This is a genomic window from Pseudonocardia nigra, from assembly GCF_019396355.1.
In the GTDB taxonomy this organism is placed as follows: Bacteria; Actinomycetota; Actinomycetes; order Mycobacteriales; family Pseudonocardiaceae; genus Pseudonocardia; species Pseudonocardia nigra.
Window position 1 is genome coordinate 1 of record NZ_JAHKRK010000031.1, and the last position, 22,327, is coordinate 22,327.

The following is a 22,327-nucleotide window of genomic DNA, read 5'->3' on the forward strand; positions in this document are numbered from 1 at the left end:
CGCGACGGTGGCGGCCTCGGTGGCGATGCGGGCGTCCTCGGCCCGCTCGGCAGCCGCCGCTGCCACCGCCTCCGCCGCCTCCAGGTCCACGAGCGCCGCCTCGGCGGTCTCCCGCTGGGCGGCGAGAGCGGCCTGCAGGTCGTCGGTGCGGTCGTCGAGCTCGGCGAGCTGCGCGGTGAGGCGCGCGACCTCCTCGGCCCGGGCGCTGACGGCGTCCCGGCTGCGCTCCAGCTCGTCGTCACTCGGGTTTGGTGGCGGTGCGGGCTGCGCGAGCGCGACGCCGGTGAGTGCGGGTGCACCCGCCGAGAACGTGCCGGCCGCCAGCGCGACCAGCACGAGGAGCACGCACGCGCGTTCGGAGTGACGGCGGAACGCCCGCACGAGACCCACCCCCATCCCGATACATGATCTTTCCCAGGGCCAGGGGGACTGTGCCATCAGGACGGGCGTCGCGTCGGCCGGCACACGCGACCGTGGCGCAAGACCACCTCATGGTGGTACACGCGGCCCGCTCCGCGGCGCGATGTCGGTAGTTCCACGGTGCAACGCGGGGTCCCCGGCGGGCGAGACTCCCCGTAGCCCGCCCGCGTGTGGCGGCCACCCGAGGAGGACGAGCCGTGACGAACTTCCGACCGGGAGGCGGGCCGCCCGGTGGACGGGGCCCCGTGGGCCCACCTCCCGGACAGGGCGGTCCGTTCCCGAGTCGGCAGCAGTACCCGCCGCCACCGGCGTGGCAGGGCCCGCACGGGCCGGCGGCGGGGTTCGGTCCTGCGGGTCCCCCGCCGCACCTGCCGCCGTCGATGCCCCCGCCCGCGTCGCCGAAGCGACGCCGCGGGCCGATCGTCGCCGCCGTCGCGGCCGTGCTCGCCCTGGTGGCCGGCTCGGTCGCCGCGGTCGTGCTGCTCGGCGGCCGCGGGGGCGCCGACACGGCCAGGGAGTCCGTGGAGCTGCTCGCCGCCGACCTGTCGCAGCAGCGCTGGTTCGACGCGTTCGGCAGGCTGCACCCGGCGGAGGCCGAGCTGCTCACCGACCTGGGCGAGGTCGTCACCGACGAGCTCGTCCGGCTGGAGGTGTTCCGCCCCGACGCCGACCTGGACGCCGCTTTCAGCGGCGCCACCGTCTCCGACCTGCGGTTCGACGAGGCCGCCGCCGAGCAGGTGCGCCCCGACGTCGTGATCACCAAGCTGGTCGCGGGCACCATCACGTTCGACCAGGACCCGGCCGCGCTGCCGTTCACCGACTCGTTCCGCCGGCTCGCCTTCCCCGACGGGCTGCCGGCGGCCACCCCGACCACGATCGACCTGGCCGACGTCGTGGCCGAGCAGGGCGAGCCGATCCGGCTCGCGAGCGTGCGGGTCGAGGGCTCCTGGTACGTCAGCCTCTTCTACACCGCGGCCGACTACGCCCTGCGATCGGAAGGGCTGTCCTGGCCGGCCACGTCGGTTCCCGCCCGCGGTGCCGCCACCCCGGGGGACGCGCTCCGCGAGACGGTGCAGGCCATGCTCGACGGGGACGTCCCCAGGCTCGTGGAGCTCGCACCGTCGGGCGAGCTGCAGGTGGTGCACGACCTCGGCGACGTGATCGTGGCCGAGGCGCCGGCCGAGCCGAGCGGCGCACGGATCACCGAGCTCGAGACCACCGAGACCGACGTGCGCGGCGACACCGCGCTGCAGGTCACCCGCGTGGTGGTGGAGACTCCGGCCGGCGACCGGGTCACGGTCACCCGCAGCGGCGACTGCCTCGACATCAGCGGGTCGGACGGCTCCGCGGAACAGGTGTGCGGGCCCGAGCTGTTCGGCCAGGCGCTGGCCGGCGCGGGCGACCCGACGCTCGACCGCCTGGCGCCGCGGATCCTCCAGGCCGTGCTCGACGTCCGGATCGTGACGGTGGGGGCCGACGGGGCGCACTACGTGAGCCCCGGACGGACCGCGATCGCGCTCTACGCGGAGGTCCTGCGGGCGCTGGAGCCGGAGGACATCGCGGAGCTGTTCCGCTCGATGCGCTGACCGGCCGAACGTGCGGGGCGGTGCCACGGCACCGCCCCGCACTCGCCGTCAGCTCAGCGGCTTCTCGGGGGAGCCCCTCAGGTCAGCGGCACGGCGAGCACCTGCCCCTCGCCCGGCAGCACCGAGTTGACCGTGACGTACGCCCGGCCCTTGCGGATCGCGACCCCACCGGGCGCCGGCAGGTCGTCGGCGACCACGACGGGGTCGCCGCCGTCCGGGGTCACCCGCAGCAGCCGGCCCATCGGCAGGCCGCTCTCGCCCGCCGCGAGCAGCCCGTCCGAAGCGAGCTCCAGCACGTACCAGGTGCCGTGCGGCCCGACCTCCACGTCGATGACGTTCGTGAAGCCCTCGGCAACGACCGTCGGCTCGCCGCCGGCGACGCGGTACAGGTCGGCGCCGCCCACCGGGAACGGGAAGCCGCGCAACTCGCCGACGAGGAACGCGCCCCCCTTCGCCACCGCGACGGACGTCGGCACGGACTGGCTGGGGATCGGGGTGCCGGCGGGCGGCCCACCCGGGATGTCGGGGGCGGGCTCCTCCCGGGTCGGGAAGGTCGCGATCAGCGCCACGTCGCCGGAGCGCGTGACCGACAGCAGGGAGTTGCCGCCCGCGTCGACGACCGCGGCGCCCTTGCGGCTGGCGACCACGGCGTTGGGGTTGCTGTCCGGGCCGGCCCCGTCCGGGTCGTTCTCGCCCTCGAACCCGGCGATGTCGGCGAACCGCTCGGTCGGTGCCCTCCTCGGGGTCGGCCCGCAGCAGCCACCCGGCGTCCTGGAACTCCTCCGGGAGCTGGGACCGCACATCGGCCGGGGCGCCGAGGCCCATCGCCACCAGCAGGTGCTCGCCCCACGGCGCGACGTCGGCCGGGCCGAGCGCCTGGGCGCCACCCTCCCCCGCGGCGGACGGGAGGCCGGTCAGCACGCGGCGCTGCCCGTCGCCGTCGATCGCGGTGACCGCGCCGGTCGGGCCGAAGCACACCTCGCCGCCCTCCGGGCCCTCGATGCACGCCGCGTCGCCCCCGCGGCCCGCCTCGGCGACGTAGAGCGTGCCGTCGTCGGCGAACTGCAGGTGCCGCGGGTTGTCGAGGCCGTCGGCGACGACCTCGGGCCCGCCGGTCCCGGCCATGGCGGCCGGGGCGAGCCCCACCCCCAGTACAGCGGCGGCGGCCCCGGCGACGGCGGTGCGCAGGACACGACCCTGAACGAGACGGTGTACGGCCACGATGCCCTCCCTCGTGTCGGCACGGACCGGGGTGACTTCGCGTGGAAGACACGCGCGTTAGCGGGTACGCCCGAGATTGGGCCGGACGGCGGCACATGTGGCACCCACCGCTCGACCCCTATACCGGACAAGCGTACTGTTAAACGCGAAAGGGGTCGCTGCGCTGGACACGCGCCGGTGCGCGAGACTCCGGAACCGAATCCGAGCGCCCACCACCGCCAGGAGGACAACATCGTGGCCAGCACCGACAGCTTCGGAGCGAGAGGGACCATCCAGGCCGGCGGGGCCGAGCACGAGCTCTTCCGGCTGTCGGCCATCGAGGGGGCCGAGCGCCTGCCGTTCAGCCTCAAGGTGCTGCTGGAGAACCTGCTGCGCACCGAGGACGGCGCGAACGTCACCGCCGACCACATCCGCGCGCTCGCGAACTGGGACCCGAACGCCGAGCCCGACACCGAGATCCAGTTCACCCCCGCCCGGGTGATCATGCAGGACTTCACCGGCGTGCCCTGCGTCGTCGACCTCGCCACCATGCGCGAGGCCGTCACCGAGCTCGGCGGCGACCCGGAGAAGGTCAACCCGCTCGCCCCCGCCGAGCTCGTCATCGACCACTCGGTGATCATCGACGTCTTCGGCCGCCCCGACGCCTTCGAGCGCAACGTCGACTTCGAGTACGGCCGCAACAAGGAGCGCTACCAGTTCCTGCGCTGGGGCCAGGGCGCGTTCAGCGAGTTCAAGGTCGTGCCGCCGGGCACCGGCATCGTGCACCAGGTCAACATCGAGCACCTCGCGCGCGTGGTGATGACGCGTGACGTGCCCGCCGGCACCGGAGGCCATGTCCGTCAGGCCTACCCCGACACCCTCGTCGGCACCGACTCGCACACGACCATGGTCAACGGCCTGGGTGTGCTCGGCTGGGGCGTCGGCGGCATCGAGGCCGAGGCGGCCATGCTCGGCCAGCCCGTCTCGATGCTCATCCCCCGCGTCGTCGGCTTCAAGCTCACCGGTGAGATCCCGCCGGGCGCCACCGCCACCGACGTCGTGCTCACGATCACCGAGATGCTGCGCCGGCACGGCGTGGTCGGCAAGTTCGTCGAGTTCTACGGCGAGGGCGTCGGCGCGGTGCCGCTGGCCAACCGGGCCACGATCGGCAACATGAGCCCGGAGTTCGGCTCCACCGCGGCGATCTTCCCGATCGACGACGAGACCGTCCGCTACCTGAAGCTCACGGGACGCCCGGCCGAGCAGCTCGAGCTCGTCGAGGCCTACGCCAAGGAGCAGGGCCTCTGGCACGACCCGTCGCGCGAGGCCGTCTACTCCGAGACCCTCGAGCTCGACCTGTCCACGGTCGTCCCGTCGATCGCCGGCCCGAAGCGGCCGCAGGACCGCATTGCGCTGTCGGAAGCGAAGGAGGCGTTCCGTTCGGCGCTGGACGACTACGTCAGCGACGACGAGACCGGCGGCGAGGACCGCAAGCCCGGCGTCCCCGCGCAGGAGCAGCCCTACGGCGTGGTGTCCTCGGTCGACGAGGCGAGCTCGGAGTCCTTCCCCGCCAGCGACCCGCCCGCCTACGGCGGCGGCAACGGCGACGGCGGTGCGCCGCGGGAGGCGATCTCCGCCGCGGCCGGGGCGCACGGGCGGGCCAGCAAGCCCACGCCGGTGACGCTGGCCGACGGGCAGCAGGTCGAGATCGACCACGGGGCCGTGGTCATCGCCTCGATCACCTCCTGCACCAACACCTCGAACCCCTCGGTCATGCTCGGCGCGGCGCTGCTCGCCAAGAACGCCGTGGACAAGGGTCTCGCGGTGAAGCCGTGGGTGAAGACGTCGATGGCCCCGGGTTCGCAGGTCGTCACCGGCTACTACGAGAAGGCCGGCCTCTGGCCGTACCTGGAGAAGCTGGGCTACCACCTGGTCGGCTACGGCTGCACCACCTGCATCGGCAACTCCGGCCCGCTGCCCGAGGAGATCTCGGCCGCGGTCAACGAGGCCGACCTGTCGGTGGTCTCGGTCCTGTCGGGCAACCGCAACTTCGAGGGCCGGATCAACCCCGACGTCAAGATGAACTACCTTGCGTCCCCGCCGCTGGTGATCGCCTATGCGCTCGCCGGCACGATGGACTTCGACTTCGAGGCCCAGCCGCTCGGGCAGGACCCCCAGGGCAACGACGTGTACCTGCGGGACATCTGGCCCTCGCCGCAGGACGTGCAGGCGACGATCGACAACGCGATCAGCCAGGAGATGTTCACAAAGGACTACGCCGACGTCTTCCGCGGCGACGAGCGGTGGCGCTCGCTGCCCACGCCCGAGGGCGACACGTTCGCGTGGGACCCGGAGTCCACCTACGTGCGCAAGCCCCCGTACTTCGAGGGGATGGCGCCCGAGCCGGAGCCCGTCGCCGACATCTCCGGCGCCCGCGTGCTCGCGCTGCTGGGCGACTCGGTCACCACCGACCACATCTCCCCCGCCGGCGCGATCAAGGAGGAGACGCCCGCCGGGCAGTACCTGCGCGAGCACGGCGTGGAGAAGAAGGACTTCAACTCCTACGGCTCCCGCCGCGGCAACCACGAGGTGATGATCCGCGGCACGTTCGCCAACATCCGGCTGCGCAACCAGCTGCTCGACGGCGTGAGCGGCGGCTACACCCGCGACTTCACGCAGGAGGGCGCCCCACAGGCGTTCATCTACGACGCCGCGCAGAACTATGCCGCGCAGGGCACGCCGCTCGTGGTGCTCGGCGGCAAGGAGTACGGGTCGGGCTCGTCGCGGGACTGGGCGGCCAAGGGCACCGCGCTGCTCGGCGTCCGGGCCGTGATCGTGGAGTCCTACGAGCGCATCCACCGCTCCAACCTCATCGGAATGGGCGTGCTGCCGCTGCAGTTCCCGCGGGGCGAGACCGCGTCGTCACTGGGCCTCGACGGCACGGAGACCTTCGACATCAGCGGGGTCACCGCGCTGAACGACGGCTCCACGCCGCGCACGGTGCACGTCACCGCCACGAAGGAGGGCGGCGAGACCGTCGAGTTCGACGCCACGGTCCGGATCGACACCCCCGGCGAGGCGGACTACTACCGCAACGGCGGGATCATGCAGTACGTCCTGCGCGGGATGCTGCGCGGCTGAGCTACGACGCGCTCGTGAGTGAGAAACGTCGCTATGGCGCGGTTTCTCACTCACGAGCACCGAAGGTGTCGGTATGGCGATCGTTCTGGCCGGGCTCGTGGTGGCGCTCGGGGCGCTGGTGCAGGGCACGGTCGGGTTCGGGATCTCGCTGATCTCGGCGCCGTTCCTCGCGATGGTCGACCCCGCGCTGGTGCCCGTGCCGCTGCTGCTGCTCACCACCGGGCACGCGCTGCTCGCGCTGTACCGGGAGCGCGGCGACACCGACTGGACGGGCGTCGGGTGGGCGCTGCTCGGGCGCCTGCCGGGCACCGCGCTCGGGGTGCTCGCGGTGGTCGCGCTGCCGCCTCGGTGGTTCGCCGCGGTCGTCGCCGTCACCGTGCTGGTGTGCGCAGGGTTGTCGCTGCTGCGCTGGCGGCCTCGCCCCACGGTGCCCGCGCTGCTCGTGGCGGGTGTCGTCTCCGGGGCGGGCGGCGCGGCGTCGGCGATCGGCGGCCCGCCCGTTGCGCTGCTCTACCAGAACGAGGGCGGGCCGCGGGTGCGCGCGACGCTCGCGGCCTACTTCGTGGCGGGCGCGGCGGTGTCGCTGGCCGGCCTGGCGCTCGCCGGCGAGGTCGACGGCGACGCGATGGGCACCGCCGCCCTGATGGTGCCGTTCATGATCGCCGGGTTCGCCGTGTCGAGCCCGGCGCGCCGGCTCCTGGACCGGGGATGGACCCGCCCCGCCGTGATCGCACTCGCCGCCACGGGCGCCGTGGCACTGCTGGTGCAGGTGGTGGTCGGCTAACGGCGGGCCACCCCGTCGATAGGCTGGCCATGACACCAGCCGTCGACGATCGGGGAGCGGACACGTGGGCCTACTGGACGGGATCATCGGCAACGCCTCCCGGATCGACCCCGCCGCGGCGGCCCGGGAGTACGGGCGCCTGCTCGGGCAGGACGAGCAGGTGCACGCCGCCTACCAGCTCGTGCGGGACGCGTTCCTGTTCACCGACCGGCGGCTGATCCTGGTAGACAAGCAGGGCATGACCGGCCGAAAGGTCGAGTACCACACCGTGCCCTACCGCAGCATCACCCACTTCAGCGTGGAGACCGCCGGCACCTTCGACCTCGACGCCGAGCTGAAGATCTGGATCTCCGGCAGCCCCACCCCGGTGAGCAAGCAGTTCGGCAAGGGCGTGGACGTCTACGAGGTGCAGGCCCTGCTGAGCCACTACGTCGCCCGCTAGGAGCACTCCCCCGGGTGGCCCGGGTCGATCCACGGCACGTGCTCGGGATCGGCCACGCCGGAGATGTCGAGGTTCACCACGATCGGCTCCTGGCCGCTGCGGGTGAGCACGCACTCCAGCGGCTCGTCGTCGAGCGCGTTGATCTCCTGGTGCGGCACGAACGGCGGCACGAAGATGAACCCGCCGGGGCCCGCCTCCGCGGTGTACTCCAGCCGGTCCCCCCAGCGCATCCTCGCCCGGCCGCGCACCACGTAGATCACGCTCTCCAGCTCGCCGTGGTGATGGGCGCCGGTGCGGGCGCCCGGGTGGATGGTGACGGTGCCGGCCCACAGCTTCTCCGCGCCCGCGCGCGCGTGCGTGATCGCGGCCGCGCGGTGCATCCCGGGCGTCTGCGGGGTGTTGGTGTCGAGCGCGTCGGCCGGGATGACCCGGACGCCGTCGGTGCGCCAGTCGCTGCTGCTCACCCGGATCACGCTAGCCCTCGGCGGTGGCGAGGGTGAGCGCGAACCGCTCCTGCGGGTCGGTCCACACCTGCGCGACGCCGAACCCGGCGGCGGCCAGCTCGGCCCGCACCCCGTCGAGGTGGAACTTCGCCGAGGTCTCCGTGCACATCTCCTCCCCCGCCGCGAAGCCGACCGCCAGGCCCAGCTCGGCGACCGTGACCGTCATCGGGCGCGAGGCGACGAGGCGCATCTCGATCCACGCGTTCTCAGCGTCCCAGAGGGCCCGGTGCGCGAACGCGTCGACGTCGAAGTCGGCGCCCAGTTCCCGGTTGAGCACCCGCAGGACGTTGCGATTGAACTCGGCGGTGACGCCGGCGGCGTCGTCGTAGGCGGGCACGAGCACCGCGGGGTCGGTGACCAGCCCGGTGCCCAACAGCAGCTGCTCGCCGGGCGCGAGCACGGCGCGCAGCTCGGTGAGGAACGCGGCGCGCTCCGCGGGCAGCAGGTTGCCGATCGTGCCGCCGAGGAAGGCGACCATCCGCCGCCCGCTGCCCGGCAGCCGGTCGAGGTGCCGGGTGAAGTCGCCGACGACACCGTGCAGGTCGAGCGTGGGGTACTCCGCGCCGAGCGCGTCCATCGCCAGCTGTAGCGCGGGCTCGCTGACGTCCTGGGGCACGTAGCTTCGCAGGCTGCCGGCGCGGGTGAAGGCGTCGAGCAGCAGGCGGGTCTTGGCCGACGACCCCGAACCGAGCTCGACGATCATGTCGGCCCCGGAGCGCGCGGCGATCTCGTCGACACTGCGCTCGAGCAGGGCCCGCTCGGTGCGCGTGGGGTAGTACTCGGGCAGCTCGGTGATCTGTTCGAACAGCTCGCTCCCGCGCGCGTCGTAGAACCACTTCGGGGGCAGGTGCTTCGGGCTCGCGGTGAGACCGGCCAACACGTCGGCGCGCAGGGCGGCGTCGGCATCGGCATCGGTGAGGTGGATGTCGATCTGAGCCGTTCTCATGTTGCTCCCGGGATCGGAGTGAGGTGTCGGGTGCTGCAGTGGCCGGGCCGGGCCACGACGAGGTGCCGGTCGGGCACCGAGGTCCAGCCGGGGCCCGCATCGGTCGGTTCGGAGACGACGAGTGCGGTGGCCGCGTCGACGCGCACGGACAGGGCGTGGCTCCAGGCCGTGGCCCAGATCGTGGCGCCGTCGGTGAGCAGGAGGTTGAGCCGCGCCCCGGGCGCGCCGGCCGCCACCGTGGTGACGACCTCGGCGAGCGCCGCCGCCGGGTCGGCGCCCGCGCGCAGCCGGTGGCGGACCAGCGCCCAGAGCAGCGCCGCGTCGGTGGGGGCGTCGAGGGTGAGCAGGTCGGTGACGGGCAGCTCCGCGGCCGGCCCCGCCACCGACTCCGGCCAGCCCGGCACGAGACCGTTGTGGCTGAACAGCCACCGGCCCTCCCCGAACGGCGCCGCCGCCGTGGTGGTGACCGGCATGCCGACCGTGGCCGACCGGACCGCGGCCAGCACCGCGCCGGAGCGGGTGGACCCCGCCAGCGCCGCGAAGGCCGTGTCGGACCAGATCGGCACGGCGCTGCGGTAGCGGACCGCATCGGGCCCGCCGGGCGCGTACCAGCCCGCGCCGAACCCGTCGGCGTTGATCGTGCCCCCGCCGCGCATGTCGGCAGGCGCGTAGGACTGGTGGAGCAGGCCGTGCGACGGCTCCAGCACCAACGCCGACAGCGTGGTGGGCGGCCCCAGGTAGGCCAGGTGGCGGCACACGCGCGGCTACGCCCCCTCGACGGGCGCCGCGTCGCGGGCGCACCGGAAGCCGGCGAAGATCTGACGGCGGATCGGGTGGTCCCAGTTGCGGAAGGTGCCGCGGATCGAGGCGGTGTCGGTGCCGAACGAGCCGCCGCGGAGGACCTTGTAGTCGCCGCCGAAGAAGACCTCCGAGTACTGCGCGTAGGGGAACATCTCGTACCCGGGGTACGGGTGCCAGCCCGAGCTCGTCCACTCCCACACGTCGCCGATGAGCTGCTGCACCCCCAGCGGAGACGCCCCGCGCGGGTAGGCGCCCGCCGCGGCGGGCTGCAGGTGGCGCTGGCCGAGGTTGGCGTACTCGGGCGTGGGGTCCTCGTCGCCCCAGGGGTAGCGCCGGGACCGGCCGCTGGCCGGGTCGTACCGGGCCGCCTTCTCCCACTCGGCCTCGGTGGGCAGCCGCTTGCCCGCCCACCGGGCGTACGCCTCGGCCTCGTGGAAGCACACGTGGACCACGGGCTCGTCGACCGGCACCGCCTCGACCACGCCGAACCGGCGCCGGTACCAGGTGCCGCCTGCGTCGCGCTCCCAGAACTGCGGGGCGGTGAGGCCCGCGGCGACTCGGTGCTTCCAGCCCGCCGCGCTCCACCACCGCGGGTCGTCGTAGCCGCCGGCGTCGACGAACTCCGCGTACTCCCCGGCGGTGACCGCAGCGGTGTCGATGTGGAACGCGGGCACGTGGACGGCGTGGGCCGGGCGCTCGTTGTCCAGCGCCCACGGCTCCGTGGACGTGCCCATCGTGAACGGACCGGCGGGCACGAGCACCTCACGGGCAGCGGGCGGCCTGCCCGGCGGCGGCGCAGGGGCGTGCAGCACGGGGGCGCCCGCCCGCAGCTGGTGGGTGGCGAGCATCGTCTCGTCGTGCTGCTGCTCGTGCTGCACGACCATCCCGAACGCGAACGCGTTCTCGACGAGCCTGCTCCCGGTGAACGGGACGCGCCCCAGCGCGTCGAGCGCCTTGTCGCGGACCTCCGCCACGTAGGCCCGCGCCTCGGCGGGCCCCAGCAGCGGCAGCTCCACCCGGCTCGACCGGCTGTGCTGGAACGCGTCGTAGAGCCCGTCGATCTCCGGGCGCAGCGGCTCCCGGCCCCCCACGTCGCGCACCAGCCACAGCTCCTCCTGGCTGCCCACGTGCGCGAGGTCCCAGACGAGCGGGGACATCAGCGGCGAGTGCTGGGCCACGAGGCCGCCGTCGTCGACGGCGTCGGTGAGCGCCGTGCTGCGGGCGCGGGTGGCAGTGAGCAGCTCGGCGACCCGGTTGCGCAGCGCCTCCCCACCCGCAGCGAAGTGATCGGGCTGCCCGGTGTGATCGGACTGCCGGCTGTGATCGGGATGCTGGGTGTGCTCGGTGACCGTCATGTGCTGGCTCCCCCCGGGCTCTCCGGATCGTCGTGCGGGTCGTCGGCCGGGTCGTCGGCCGGGTCGTCGGCCGGGTCTTCGGCCGGGTCGTCGGCAGGGTCGTCGTCGGCAGGGCAGCGCCCGCGCAGCACCTGCCGCTCGGTCATCGCTTCGAGGTCGCCCTGCACCCACTGCGGGGCGCCGAGCGCCGGGAGCTGCGCGCAGGCGAGCTCGAACACGGTGGCGGCCGCGCGCGCCAGCACCCGGTCGGCCAGGCCGTGCCGGGCGCCGGAGGCCCAGCGACCCTGCGCGGGCTCGCACGCGGCACGGGCGGCGTCGGTGACGTGCGCGTCGGACAGCAGGGCGGCGAGCACCGCGACGGGCAGGGCCCACCGGCGCCCCGGCTGGGCGTCGACGTAGCGGATCTCCAGGTGCCCGCGCGGCCGGACCGGCGGGAACAGCGTGGTCATGTGGTAGTCGAGGTCGGCGGTGGTGGGCGGCACCGGCAGCGCGCCGCGGACCCAGTCGGCGAACGTGACGAGCTCGGGCACCTGCCACGGCCCCTCCGGGCGGCGCAGGCACAACAGCGGGGTGGCCAGCACCCGGCGGGCCCACGCGGCAGCCGGATCGGCGCTCTCGACATCGGACAGCGGCGGCGGCGCGGTGCGGACCGGATCGGCGTGCTGCCAACAGGCCCAGCGCGAGGACTTCCACCCCGTGCGCCTGCCGTGCAGCTGGGGGGAGTTGGCGAACGCCGCGAGCAGCACCGGGCCGAGGGCGTGCACCGCGGCCCACCGACCGGCGGAGGTTTGCGCCTCCCCCGCGTCGAGGCACACCTGGACGGCCGCCGTGGAGCACATCCCGCTGCGCCCGTGGGGGCCGAGCCGGTCGAAGGCCTGCTCCATGGCGCGGTAGCGCGGGAGGTCGAGGACGCGGGTGGGCGGGCGCAGCGGGTCGGCGGCGCGTGGCTGCGGCCGCTGGCCGTGGGAGATGAGGAGATGGTGCAGCGCGTCGGCGTCGGCGCGGACGGTCTGCAGGAGCCCTGCCAGGTCGGGAAGGGGCGGGCTGGCCAGTTCGATCTGCCCCCCGGGTTCGACGGTGACCGTGGAACCGGCGGGGAGGGGAAGGGCGGGCGAGGACGGGCGCAGGGACACCGGTGTGTGCGGGCCCAACGCGGCCACCAGTGCGCCCACGTCGGGCGGCGCGCCGGGCGAAGGGGACCGGAGCAGCCATTCCAGCTCCACCCCGATCAGCCGCGGGGGCCCGTGCTTGAAACACACCGAGGCGACGTACGCCTCCGCATCCGCACAGTCGCGCAGCACGGACGGGCCGGGATCCGGCGCGCCCGTGGCGACACCGGCCGACCCCTCTGCCATCGCGACGCCTGCTTCCTCCATCATGGTCGCGAACCTACCCGCGGGGTCCGACAAAATCAGGGCTCATTCCACGGCCTCTTCCCAAGCCGTACGTACGTCCGGGTTCTCGGTATCCTCGGCGGATGCCCCGCGTCAGCACGGACCAGCTCGCCGCGCGGCGCCGGCAGATCCTGGACGGGGCGCGCGGCTGCTTCGCCCGCTACGGCTACGAGGGCGCCACGGTCCGCAGGCTGGAGCAGAGCACCGGGCTGTCCCGGGGGGCGATCTTCCACCATTTCCGGGACAAGGACGCGCTGTTTCTCGCGCTCGCCGAGCAGGACGCCGAGCGGATGGCCGAGGTCGTCGCCGACCAGGGCCTGGTGCAGGTCATGCGCGAGCTCCTCGCCTCGCCCGAGACGCTCGACGCCGGCTGGACGGGCACCTTCCTCGAGATCGCCCGCCGTGGCCGCACCGACCCGGGGTTCCGCGAGCGCTGGCGCGCCCACGCCGAGGCCCTCACCGCCGCCACGCAGGAGCGGCTGGAACGGCAGGCCAGGGCCGGTGTCCTGCGCGACGACGTGCCGATCCCGGTGCTCGCCCGCTACCTGGAGCTGGTGCTCGAGGGGCTCGTCTCGCAGCTGGCGACGGGGATGGGGGCCGAGGACTCCGCGACGAACCTCTCGGCCGTGCTGGACCTCGTGGAGGGCACGGTCCGCCGCCGCTGACCCGCCCCGGACGCCAGCAAGGTGACGATACTGCCACTGGACGGCAGTAAGGCCACCTTGCCGGCAGGCGGGGGCGCGCAGTCCGGCGCCCGTCAGCCCACCAGGTGCGCCTCGCGGTAGCCTGCGGTGCAGCCGTCGATCCCGCACCCGGCGCCGTCGACGGCCTCGGCCGCCTCCTCGCCGGCGAACTGCGTGCGGTGCAGCTCCGCGTAGCGGCCGTCGCGGGCGAGCAGCTCCTCGTGCGTGCCCCGCTCGACGATCCGCCCGTGCTCGACGACCGCGATCTGGTCGGCCGCGCGGATCGTGGACAGCCGGTGGGCGATCACGATGGCCGTCCGCCCGGCGAGGGCCTCGGCCAGCGCGGCCTGCACGGCGGCCTCGGACTCGGAGTCCAGGTGCGCGGTGGCCTCGTCGAGGATCACGACACGGGGCCGGGCCAGCAGCAGGCGCGCGATGGTGAGCCGCTGCCGCTCGCCGCCGGAGAGCCGGTAGCCGCGCTCCCCCACGACGGTGTCGAGGCCGTCGGGCAGCGCGTCGAGCAGCTCGCCGAGCCGGGCGCGGCGCAGCGCGGCGCGGATCTCCTCGTCGGTGGCCTCGGGCGCGGCGTACCGGAGGTTCGCCCGGATCGTGTCGTGGAACAGGTGCCCGTCCTGCGTCACCACGCCGACGGCCCCGCGGACGGCGGCGAGCCGCAGGTCCCGCACGTCGACGCCGGACAGCTCCACCGCGCCGCCGGCCACGTCGTAGAGCCGGGGGACCAGCGAGGCGAGCGTGGACTTGCCGGCGCCGGACGACCCGACGAGCGCGACCATCCGCCCGCCGGGCACTTCCAGGTCGACGCCGTGCAGCACCTCCTCGCCGCCGCGGGTGTCGAGCACCGCCACCTCCTCCAGCGAGGCCAGCGACACCTGCTCGGCGCCGGGGTAGCCGAACCGGACGTCGCGCAGCCGCACCGGCACCGGGCCGTCGGGCAGGTCCACCGCGTCCGGCCTCTCAGTGATCATCGGCTGCAGGTCGAGGACCTCGAAGACCCGCTCGAACGACACGAGCGCGGTCATGACGTCGACGCGGGCGTTGGCGAGTGCCGTCATCGGCGTGTACAGGCGGGTGAGCAGCAGGGCGAGCGTGACGACGGTGCCGGCCTCGATCCGGCCGGTCACCGCGAGGTAGCCGCCGAGGCCGTACACCAGGGCCTGGGCCAGCGCGGAGACCAGCGACAGCGCGGTGACGAACACGCGTGAGACCATCGCCGTGCGCACGCCGATGTCGCGCACCCGCTCGGCACGCTCGCCGAAGTCGGCAGCCTCCTCGTCGGGCCTGCCGAAGAGCTTCACCAGCGTGGCGCCGGGCGCGGAGAACCGCTCGGTCATCTGGTTGCTCATCGACGCGTTGAGGTCGGCGGCCTCCCGGCGCAGGTCGCCGATGCGCCTGCCCATCCGCCGCGCGGGTAGCACGAAGATCGGCAGCAGGAGGAGCGCCAGCAGCGTGACCTGCCAGGCCAGGGTGATCATCACGGCGAGCGCGAGGACCAGCTGGATGACGTTGCTCAGGACGGCGGCCAGCGTCGAGGTGATCGCCGACTGGGCGCCGATGACGTCGTTGTTGAGCCTGCTGACCAGCGCCCCCGTGCGGGTGCGGGTGAAGAAGGCGACCGGCATCCGCTGGACGTGCTCGAACACGGCGCGGCGCAGGTCCACGATCAGCCCCTCGCCGATGCGCGAGGAGAACCATCGCGACGCGAGCCCGACCACGGCCTCCAGGATCGCGAGCGCCGCGATGCCCGCGGCCAGCCCGACCACGGTGGCCGCCGCCGCGGAGACCTCCCCGCCCGCCACGATCGCGTTGACCACCCGGCCGGCGAGCACCGGCGTGAGCACCCCGACGGTCGCCGAGACGACCGTGAGCAGCAGGAACGCGACCAACCATCGCCGGTAGGGCCGCGCGAACGCCCAGATCCGGCCGACCGTGCCCTTCTTCACCGACTTCGGTGCGTCCGCGCCGCGGGCGACCCCCCGCATCATCCGCCCGGCGCTCTCCATGCGCGCGACCCCTTCCGCTTACACCGTTGCAACCACTTCACCCAACGCGCGTGGTGCCCCCTTTACTCCCCTCGGCTAGGACGGGCGATCGGCAGAGAGCTGCGACCGTGTGGTGGTCACGCGCGGGTCCACCTGCACATGACAGGAAAGCCACGTTCCTGACGGTGGACGGCAGGAACGTGGCTTTCCGGACGCTCGGACGTCTCCGCGCCCTACCCCTCGCCGGCGGCGAGCGAGCGGAGCCTGCGCAGCTGCGCGGCGCGCTCGGCCGCGAGCGCGCCCGCCGCGTCGAGCCCGTCGTCGACCGCGCTGAGCAGTCCGAGGGTCTCCGCGGCCGCCTTCGCCGGCACGGCCAGCAGCGCCGCCACGAGCTCGCCGACGGCGGCGTCCAGCTCGCCGGCCGGCACGGCGCGCTGCGCGAGCCCGCAGGACACGGCCTCCTGCGCGCCCACCCGGCGACCGGTCAGGCAGATGTCCACCGCCCGTGCGTAACCCACGGCGTGCACCAGCGGATGCGTGCCGCCGAGGTCGGGGACGATGCCCAGCGTGGGCTCGGCCATGCAGAACAGCACGTCGTCGCCCACGACCCGCAGGTCGCAGGCGAGCGCGAGCTGGAAACCGGCGCCGATGGCATGGCCCTGCACCGCCGCGACGGTGATGCGCGCGGGATGGCGCAGCCACGAGAACCCGGCCTGGAAGGCCGCGATCATCGCGTCCGCCTCGTCGTCGGGCAGCCGGGCGATTCCGGCGATCCCGGGTAGGCCGTCGACCTCGTCGGCGGTGAAGAACCGCTTGTCCAGGCCGGCGGAGAACGCCCGGCCCTCGCCCCGGACGACCACGGCCCGCACGTCGGCGGGCAGTGCATCGCCGATGGCGCGCAGGGCCTCCCAGGTGGCGGGCGTCTGCGCGTTCAGGGCCTCCGGACGCGCGAGCGAGATCGTCGCCCGCGGACCGTCGACGTCGAGCGCGAGACCACCGCGCCGCAGGAGATCGGGGTCCACCGCCGCCGTCGTCGTCACGGCCGCAGGCTACCCCCGCGCCGGGTTACTTCTTCTTGGTACGGGTGGCGCCGCCGCGGCCGCGCAGGGTCACCCCCGTCTCGCTGAGCACACGGTGGACGAACCCGTAGGACCGTCCCGTCTGCTCGGCGAGCGCCCGGATGCTGGCGCCCTTCTCGTACTTCTTCTTCAGGTCGGTGGCGAGCTTGTCGCGCTGGGTGCCGGTGATGCGGGCACCCTTTTTCAGGTCGGCCACGTCCTTGACCTCCTCTACCCGTCCGCGGACCCCCCGCGGCGGATCGTTCCGCTCCCCCCGGTGCGGCAATGATCGTTCAGGGTGATACCCGCCAGCCAGGAGATCCACTCGGTGATCGGTGAACGGTACGTCCGAATGGATCACGCGGACGGGTGATCGTTGACAGCGCACGATCACCGCGTCGTCACCCCCTCGCCACGGCCCGGTCACCCGGGATGTCGATCGCAGCGCGGGCGGTAGCAGCGGAATCGATCACGCCGACCCGATGCGGCCGCGCGGGGTGTCCGATCGGGTGGTGTCCGGGTCGCGAGGATCGTCCGATCAGGCCAGCTGGACGAGTTCCAGATAGTCCGCCGACCAGTGGTCCTCGGTGCCGTCGGGCAGGACGATCACCTTGTCCGGGTCGAGCGCCTCGACGGCGCCCGGGTCGTGCGTGACGAGCACGACCGCCCCGGCGAACCGGCGCAGCGCGTCGAGCACCTGTTCCCGGCTGGCCGGGTCGAGGTTGTTGGTGGGCTCGTCGAGCAGCAGCACGTTGGCCGCGCTCGACACCAGGCCGGCGAGTGCGAGCCGGGTGCGCTCGCCGCCCGACAGCGTGCCGGCGGGCTGGTCGAGCTGCTCCCCGGAGAACATGAACGCCCCCAGCAGCGTGCGCAGCTGCTGCTCCGGGGTGTCCGGCGAGGCGTGCCGGACGTTCTCCCAGACGCTGGCCTCCATGTCGAGCGTGTCGTGCTCCTGCGCGAAGTACCCGGTGCGCAGCCCGTGCCCGGGCACCACCTTGCCCGCGTCGGGGGACTCGGTGCCGGCCAGCAGCCGCAGCAGCGTGGTCTTGCCCGCGCCGTTGAGGCCGAGCACCACGACCTTGGTGCCGCGGTCGACGGCCAGGTCGACGCCGGTGAACACCTCCAGCGACCCGAACGCCTTCGACAGCCCTTCGGCGGTGAGCGGGGTGCGTCCGCACGGCGCCGGGTCCGGGAAGCGGATCCTCGCCACGCGGTCGGCCTGCCGCTCCGGCTCCAGCCCCGCGAGCAGCTGGTCGGCGCGCCGGGCCATGTTCTTCGCCGCGACCGCCTTCGTGGCCTTGGCGCCCATCTTCGCGGCCTGCGTGTGCAGGGCGGCGGCCTTCTTCTCGGCGTTGGCGCGCTCGCGGCGGCGGCGCTTCTCGTCGGTGGCGCGCGCCTCCTGGTAGCGGCGCCAGTCCATGTTGTAGACGTCGACCTCGCCGCGGGTGGCGTCGAGGAACCACACCTTGTTGACCACGGCCGCGAGCAGGTCGGTGTCGTGGCTGATCACGACGAGGCCGCCCTCGTGCGCGGACAGGAACGAGCGCAGCCAGGTGATCGAGTCGGCGTCGAGGTGGTTGGTGGGCTCGTCGAGCAGCAGCGTGGTGGCGCTCTGCGACCCGCCGTCCGAGGCGGCGAACAGGATGCGGGCCAGCTCGACGCGGCGGCGCTGCCCGCCGGACAGCGTGGCGATCGGCTGGGTGAGGACGCGTTCGGGCAGCCCGAGGTGGGTGCAGATCCGCGCGGCCTCGCTCTCGGCCGCATAACCGCCGAGCGCGGCGAACCGCTCCTCGAGCCGCCCGTACTCGCGCACCGCCTTCGCGTTCTCCGCGCCGTCGACGAGTTCGGCCATCGCCGTCTGCGCCTTCTCCATCTTGCGCAGCAGCGTGTCGAGGCCGCGCGCGGACAGCACGCGGTCCTTGGCCATCACCGACAGGTCGCCCTCGCGGGGGTCCTGGGGCAGGTAGCCGACGGGGCCGGTGGCGGTGACGCCGCCCCCGTAGGGCTCGCCCTCGCCCGCGAGCACGCGCATGGACGTGGTCTTGCCGGCGCCGTTGCGCCCGACCAGACCGATGCGGTCGCCGGGCTGCACGCGCAGGGTGGCGTCGGACAGCAGGATCCGGGACCCGGCCCGCAGTTCCAGGTCGGTGGCGGTGATCACGAGAAGACTCCCAGTACGTCCGGTCGGGGGCGATGGCACAAGGGCGGAGGCGCCCACTACCCGATCCGGATCACGTCCCCCAGGCTACCGGCCGCCGCCACCGCATTGCCGACGTAGGGTCGCCGCATGACGGAACTCACTGGTGAGCACGCCGGGCAGGGGGATCTGCAGGGCCGCGCCGCACTCGTGACGGGGGCGAGCCGCGGCATCGGGTTCGCAATCGCCACGGAGCTGCACTCGCGCGGCGCCGCCGTGACGATCACCGCCCGCAAGCCCGACGAGCTCGCGGCCGCGGCGGACAAGCTCGTGGCCGACGCCGCGGCCGGGGCGGCCGACCGCGTACTCGCGGTGGCGGGCAACGCCGGCTCGGCCGAGTCCCGCGAGGAGGCGGTCACACGCACCGTCGAGGCACACGGGAGCCTCGACATCCTGATCAACAACACCGGCATCAACCCCAGCTACGGGTTCCTCATGGACGCCGACCTCGATGCCGTCCGCAAGACCTTCGACACCAACGTCGTCGCCGCGCTCGCGTTCGTGCAGCTGGCGTACCGGGCGTGGATGGCCGAGCACAGCGGCGCGGTGGTCAACGTCGCATCGGTCGCCGGGCTGCGCAGCTCGGGTGTCATCCCCGCCTACGGCGCCTCCAAGGCCGCGCTGATCCGGCTCACCGAGGAGCTGGCGTGGCAGCTCGGCCCGAAGATCCGGGTCAACGCCGTCGCGCCCGCCGTCGTCAAGACGAAGTTCGCCACCGCGCTCTACGCCGAGGGCGAGGACAAGGTGAGCGACGCGTACCCGATGAAGCGTCTCGGCGAGCCGCAGGACGTGGCGTTGCTGGTCGGCTTCCTCGTCTCCGACGCGGCGTCCTGGATCACCGGCGAGACGGTGCGGGTGGACGGCGGCATCCTCGCGACGGGCAAGATCGGCTCCGCCTGACGGCGGCCGTGAGTGGATACGAGTGCTCCAGCACTCGTATCCACTCACGAGGGCTACAGCACGACGGCGTCGGTCCAAAGGCGGCCGGACCGGCCCGTGAGCACGTCGAGCAGCGCGGCGGCCTGCCCGTCGGTCAGCGAGGCGACGTAGTCCATCACCGCGCGGCCGCGGGCCAGCGCCGCCACGTCGGCGTCCCGGCCGAGCATGCCGTCGGCGGCGAGCGCGGTGTACTCGGAGTGCGCAAGCGCGACGAGGTCGTGCAGCCGCGGGGGCAGCCGTACGGGCTCGACGTCGTCGGTGAGCCAGTCGTCCAGCGCCCCGACCAGCCCGGCCAGCACGGTGGCCTGCCCGCGCTGGTGCGAGGCGAGGTCGGCGCGCTGCAGCACGAACCGGTGGTGGACGAACTTCAGCACCGCCACCTCGTGCCAGGGCACGGTCGCGAGCGTGACGGGCGCGGCCCGCACCGGCGGGTCGGGCAGCACGCGCACCCCGGCGACGAGGCGGGCGGTCCACCGGGCGGAGAACTCCGCCACCGCCCGCTCGGCGGCCATCGACCCGTCGAACGGGACGGCGAGCAGCCCGTCCACCAGCTCCTCGCGGACGAGCGCGACGGACTCGGCGAACGCGTCGTCGTCGACGGCCCAGCCGTCCTTGTCGTGCAACCGGCGGCGCAGCCGCTCCAGGTCGGAGCCCGGGCGCAGCGGGCCGAGGCCCGACGGTGCGGCCGCCGCGAGCGCGGGCCGGTCGCGCAGCCAGCCGCCCAGCTCGGTGGCGACGCCCGCCTGCTGGAGGACGCCGACGCGGTGGAAGTCCTCCAGGTCGTGGATCGCGTAGGCGATGTCGTCGGCGGTGTCCATCACCGCGGCCTCGACGGTCTGCTGCCACGGGCCGATCGGGCCGGCGAACACCTCGCGGCTCGCCCGCAGGTCGTCGAGCTCCGTGACGTAACAGGAGAACTTGGCCGATCCCGCGGCCGGGGCCGAGGGCAGCGGCCCGCCACCGCGCGGCGGGAGTGCTGCGGCGCTCGGGTGCGGGTCCGGGTGGGCGGTGCGGGCCCACGGGTACTTCAGGACCGCCGCCCGCACCGCCGCGGTCAGGTCGAGGCCGGTGCCCGCCGGGCCGTGCAGGTCGGTGGTGGTGATGATCCGGAAGCTCTGCGCGTTGCCCTCGAACCCGTCCGGCAACCCGAGCCGCTCCCGGCCGAGCCGGTCGAGCACCTGCTCGCCCAGGTGCCCGAACGGCGGGTGCCCCAGGTCGTGGGCGAGAGCGGCCGCCTCGACGACGTCGGGGTCGCAGCCGCCGAGCGCCTCGAGGGCCGCGGCCGTCTCCGGGTCGCCCGTCAGCCGTTCCGCGATCGCGCGCGCCACCTGGGCCACCTGCAGGCTGTGCGTGAGCCGGTTGTGCACCAGCAGCCCGGAGCCGGTGGGGCTCACCACCTGTGTCACCCCGGCCAGGCGCGCGAAGAACGGAGACGCCACGACGCGGTCCCGGTCGACCCGGAAGGGGCTCGCCGCGAGGCCGGCCCCGGTCTCCCCCGCGACCGCCCGCCGCGCCGCCCGCCCACTCTGATCACCCACGGCGGCAGCGTATGTCCCGACCGCGGTACAACGGGCGGGTGGAGGACGTGCTGGTCGTCGGCGGCGGGCCCGCCGGGCGGGCGCTCGCCGCGGCGTGTGTCGCGCGCGGGCTGCGGACCACGCTGGTCGACCCCGCGCCGGACGCCCCGTGGCGGGCCACCTACGGAGCCTGGCTCGCCGAACTCCCCGCGGACCTCCCGGCGCCGGCGGTCGCCGCGCGCGCCCGCGGCCGGGCCGTCGCGCTCGGCGAACACGACCTGGGCTGGGAGTACGCGGTGCTGGACGTCCCGGCCCTGCGCCGCCACCTGGACGCCGGGCTGGCGGGCGCGACGGTCCGCACCGGCCGCGCGATCGGCACGGCGGGGACCGGCACGGTCGCGCTCGCCGACGGGACCCGCCTGCGCGCCAGGGTCGTGGTGGACGCGGGCGGGCGCCACCAGCCCCTGCGCCGCGAGTTGCAGCAAAGCCACTTTGCTGCAACCACGTCGCGGCAAAGTGGCTTTGCTGCAATCTCCCGACCGGCCACGCCGGCCGAGCAGACCGCGTACGGGGTGGTGGTCGGCGAGGCAGCGGCCGCCCCGCTCATCGCCCCGGGCGAGGCGCTGTTCATGGACTGGCGCCCGGACCACAACGTCCCCGGCCCGCCCACCTTCCTGTACGCGGTGCCGCGCGGCGACGGCACCGTGCTGCTCGAGGAGACCTCGCTCGCCCGCAGGCCCGGGCTCGCGATGCCCGCGCTGCGGGACCGGCTGCTCGCCCGCCTGGCCGCCCACGGCATCACGCCACCCGATGACGCGCCGGTCGAGCGGGTGCACTTCCCGCTCGACTCGCCCCGGCACCGCACACCGGGGGTGCTCGGGTTCGGCGCCGCCGCTCCCCTCGTGCACCCGGCCAGCGGGTTCAGCGTGGCGACGGCGCTCGCGCTCGCCCCGCCGGTCGCCGCCGCGATCGCCACGCACCTGCCGGTCGGCGGCGCGCAGGCGGCGCTCGCCGCGGCGCGGCGGGTGGTGTGGCCGCGCGGCGCCCGTGCCGTGCACCGGTTCCGCCGGATCGGGCTCGAGGCGCTCCTGCGGATGCCGCCGCAGGAGGTCCCCGCGTTCTTCGAGGTGTTCTTCGGCCTGCCGGAGCCCCACCGGTGGGCCTACCTCACCGCGCGCGCCGACCTGCGCGCCACCGCCGCCACGATGGGCGCGCTGTTCGCGCGCGCCGACCCGGCGCTGCGGATGCGGCTGGTCGGGCCCGCGCTGCTGCCCCCCGCGCCCGCCGTGCCGTGACCACTCGCGCGCGCCGGTGCTACCAGCGGTAACCTCCTGCCACGTTCCCCGAAGCCGGAGGCTCCC

General features: G+C 74.3%; 18 protein-coding genes and 1 pseudogene. 7 read left to right on the forward strand and 12 right to left on the reverse strand.

What is annotated here, in order from left to right; translation table 11 throughout:
* Window positions 1–396: pseudogene (locus tag KME75_RS10725) on the reverse strand (hypothetical protein); the annotation flags it as partial.
* Window positions 397–800: 404 nt separating this feature from the next.
* On the opposite strand from KME75_RS10725, the gene KME75_RS10730 reads away from it, so the two are divergent.
* Window positions 801–2,006 carry a flagellar basal body protein FliL gene (locus KME75_RS10730; protein ID WP_219414449.1) on the forward strand — a complete coding sequence of 402 codons (1,206 nt, stop codon included), beginning with the start codon at window positions 801–803 and terminating at the stop codon, window positions 2,004–2,006.
* A gap of 48 nt (window positions 2,007–2,054) precedes the next feature.
* Here KME75_RS10730 and KME75_RS10735 read toward each other — a convergent pair whose 3' ends face one another.
* The gene (locus tag KME75_RS10735) at window positions 2,055–3,131 is read right to left on the reverse strand and encodes a ScyD/ScyE family protein (RefSeq protein WP_504739506.1); all 1,077 of its coding nucleotides are present in this window, start codon (window positions 3,129–3,131) and stop codon (window positions 2,055–2,057) included.
* A 327-nt stretch (window positions 3,132–3,458) separates the two neighbouring features.
* On the opposite strand from KME75_RS10735, the gene KME75_RS10745 reads away from it, so the two are divergent.
* The 3 genes from KME75_RS10745 to KME75_RS10755 all read left to right on the forward strand — a co-directional run bounded on the left by KME75_RS10745 (window position 3,459) and on the right by KME75_RS10755 (window position 7,573).
* A complete protein-coding gene (locus KME75_RS10745) occupies window positions 3,459–6,347 on the forward strand; it encodes an aconitate hydratase (protein ID WP_219414483.1) in 2,889 nt (962 codons plus the stop codon).
* Between the two features lie 73 nt (window positions 6,348–6,420).
* A complete protein-coding gene (locus tag KME75_RS10750) occupies window positions 6,421–7,131 on the forward strand; it encodes a sulfite exporter TauE/SafE family protein (protein WP_219414451.1) in 711 nt (236 codons plus the stop codon).
* 64 nt (window positions 7,132–7,195) lie between these two features.
* Window positions 7,196–7,573, forward strand: a complete 378-nt coding sequence (locus KME75_RS10755) for a PH domain-containing protein (protein WP_219414452.1) — start codon at window positions 7,196–7,198, stop codon at window positions 7,571–7,573.
* Here the strand turns inward: KME75_RS10755 and KME75_RS10760 are convergent.
* Genes KME75_RS10760 through egtA form a run of 5 tightly spaced genes read right to left on the reverse strand, consistent with a single transcriptional unit; the run spans window position 7,570 to window position 12,557 of the window.
* Window positions 7,570–8,037: a cupin domain-containing protein gene (locus KME75_RS10760; RefSeq protein WP_308282686.1), complete on the reverse strand. Its 468-nt coding sequence runs from the start codon at window positions 8,035–8,037 to the stop codon at window positions 7,570–7,572. The genes KME75_RS10755 and KME75_RS10760 overlap by 4 nt on opposite strands.
* Before the next feature lie 10 nt (window positions 8,038–8,047).
* Entirely contained in the window at window positions 8,048–9,022 is a 975-nt protein-coding gene (egtD, locus tag KME75_RS10765) for an L-histidine N(alpha)-methyltransferase (RefSeq protein ID WP_219414453.1), read from the reverse strand.
* Window positions 9,019–9,780 carry an ergothioneine biosynthesis protein EgtC gene (egtC, locus tag KME75_RS10770; protein WP_219414454.1) on the reverse strand — a complete coding sequence of 254 codons (762 nt, stop codon included), beginning with the start codon at window positions 9,778–9,780 and terminating at the stop codon, window positions 9,019–9,021. The genes egtD and egtC overlap by 4 nt, the downstream gene beginning before the upstream one ends.
* Window positions 9,781–9,786: 6 nt before the next feature.
* Window positions 9,787–11,178, reverse strand: coding sequence for an ergothioneine biosynthesis protein EgtB (egtB, locus tag KME75_RS10775; RefSeq protein WP_219414455.1), 1,392 nt, complete (start codon window positions 11,176–11,178; stop codon window positions 9,787–9,789).
* Window positions 11,175–12,557 carry an ergothioneine biosynthesis glutamate--cysteine ligase EgtA gene (gene egtA / locus KME75_RS10780; protein ID WP_246631857.1) on the reverse strand — a complete coding sequence of 461 codons (1,383 nt, stop codon included), beginning with the start codon at window positions 12,555–12,557 and terminating at the stop codon, window positions 11,175–11,177. Before egtA ends, egtB begins: the two co-directional genes overlap by 4 nt.
* Window positions 12,558–12,655: 98 nt before the next feature.
* Between egtA and KME75_RS10785 the strand changes: the two genes are divergently transcribed.
* Window positions 12,656–13,237 carry a TetR/AcrR family transcriptional regulator gene (locus KME75_RS10785; protein WP_219414456.1) on the forward strand — a complete coding sequence of 194 codons (582 nt, stop codon included), beginning with the start codon at window positions 12,656–12,658 and terminating at the stop codon, window positions 13,235–13,237.
* A 92-nt stretch (window positions 13,238–13,329) separates the two neighbouring features.
* Here KME75_RS10785 and KME75_RS10790 read toward each other — a convergent pair whose 3' ends face one another.
* The 4 genes from KME75_RS10790 to KME75_RS10805 form a co-directional block, all read right to left on the reverse strand.
* Window positions 13,330–15,276 carry an ABC transporter ATP-binding protein gene (locus tag KME75_RS10790; protein ID WP_219414457.1) on the reverse strand — a complete coding sequence of 649 codons (1,947 nt, stop codon included), beginning with the start codon at window positions 15,274–15,276 and terminating at the stop codon, window positions 13,330–13,332.
* A gap of 212 nt (window positions 15,277–15,488) precedes the next feature.
* Window positions 15,489–16,295, reverse strand: a complete 807-nt coding sequence (locus KME75_RS10795) for an enoyl-CoA hydratase/isomerase family protein (protein WP_308282687.1) — start codon at window positions 16,293–16,295, stop codon at window positions 15,489–15,491.
* Between the two features lie 25 nt (window positions 16,296–16,320).
* Window positions 16,321–16,530 (reverse strand): helix-turn-helix domain-containing protein, encoded by a 210-nt coding sequence (locus tag KME75_RS10800; RefSeq protein ID WP_028932228.1) that lies wholly within the window; start codon window positions 16,528–16,530, stop codon window positions 16,321–16,323.
* Between the two features lie 321 nt (window positions 16,531–16,851).
* A complete protein-coding gene (locus tag KME75_RS10805) occupies window positions 16,852–18,474 on the reverse strand; it encodes an ABC-F family ATP-binding cassette domain-containing protein (RefSeq protein WP_219414458.1) in 1,623 nt (540 codons plus the stop codon).
* A gap of 126 nt (window positions 18,475–18,600) precedes the next feature.
* Here KME75_RS10805 and KME75_RS10810 point away from each other — a divergent pair, with 126 nt between their 5' ends.
* Window positions 18,601–19,410: an SDR family oxidoreductase gene (locus tag KME75_RS10810; protein ID WP_219414459.1), complete on the forward strand. Its 810-nt coding sequence runs from the start codon at window positions 18,601–18,603 to the stop codon at window positions 19,408–19,410.
* 53 nt (window positions 19,411–19,463) lie between these two features.
* Here KME75_RS10810 and KME75_RS10815 read toward each other — a convergent pair whose 3' ends face one another.
* Complete coding sequence (locus KME75_RS10815; RefSeq protein ID WP_219414460.1) at window positions 19,464–20,987, reverse strand: deoxyguanosinetriphosphate triphosphohydrolase family protein; 1,524 nt, start codon at window positions 20,985–20,987, stop codon at window positions 19,464–19,466.
* Window positions 20,988–20,998: 11 nt separating this feature from the next.
* Here KME75_RS10815 and KME75_RS10820 point away from each other — a divergent pair, with 11 nt between their 5' ends.
* Window positions 20,999–22,261 (forward strand): lycopene cyclase family protein, encoded by a 1,263-nt coding sequence (locus KME75_RS10820; protein ID WP_219414461.1) that lies wholly within the window; start codon window positions 20,999–21,001, stop codon window positions 22,259–22,261.
* Window positions 22,262–22,327: the final 66 nt, after the last annotated feature.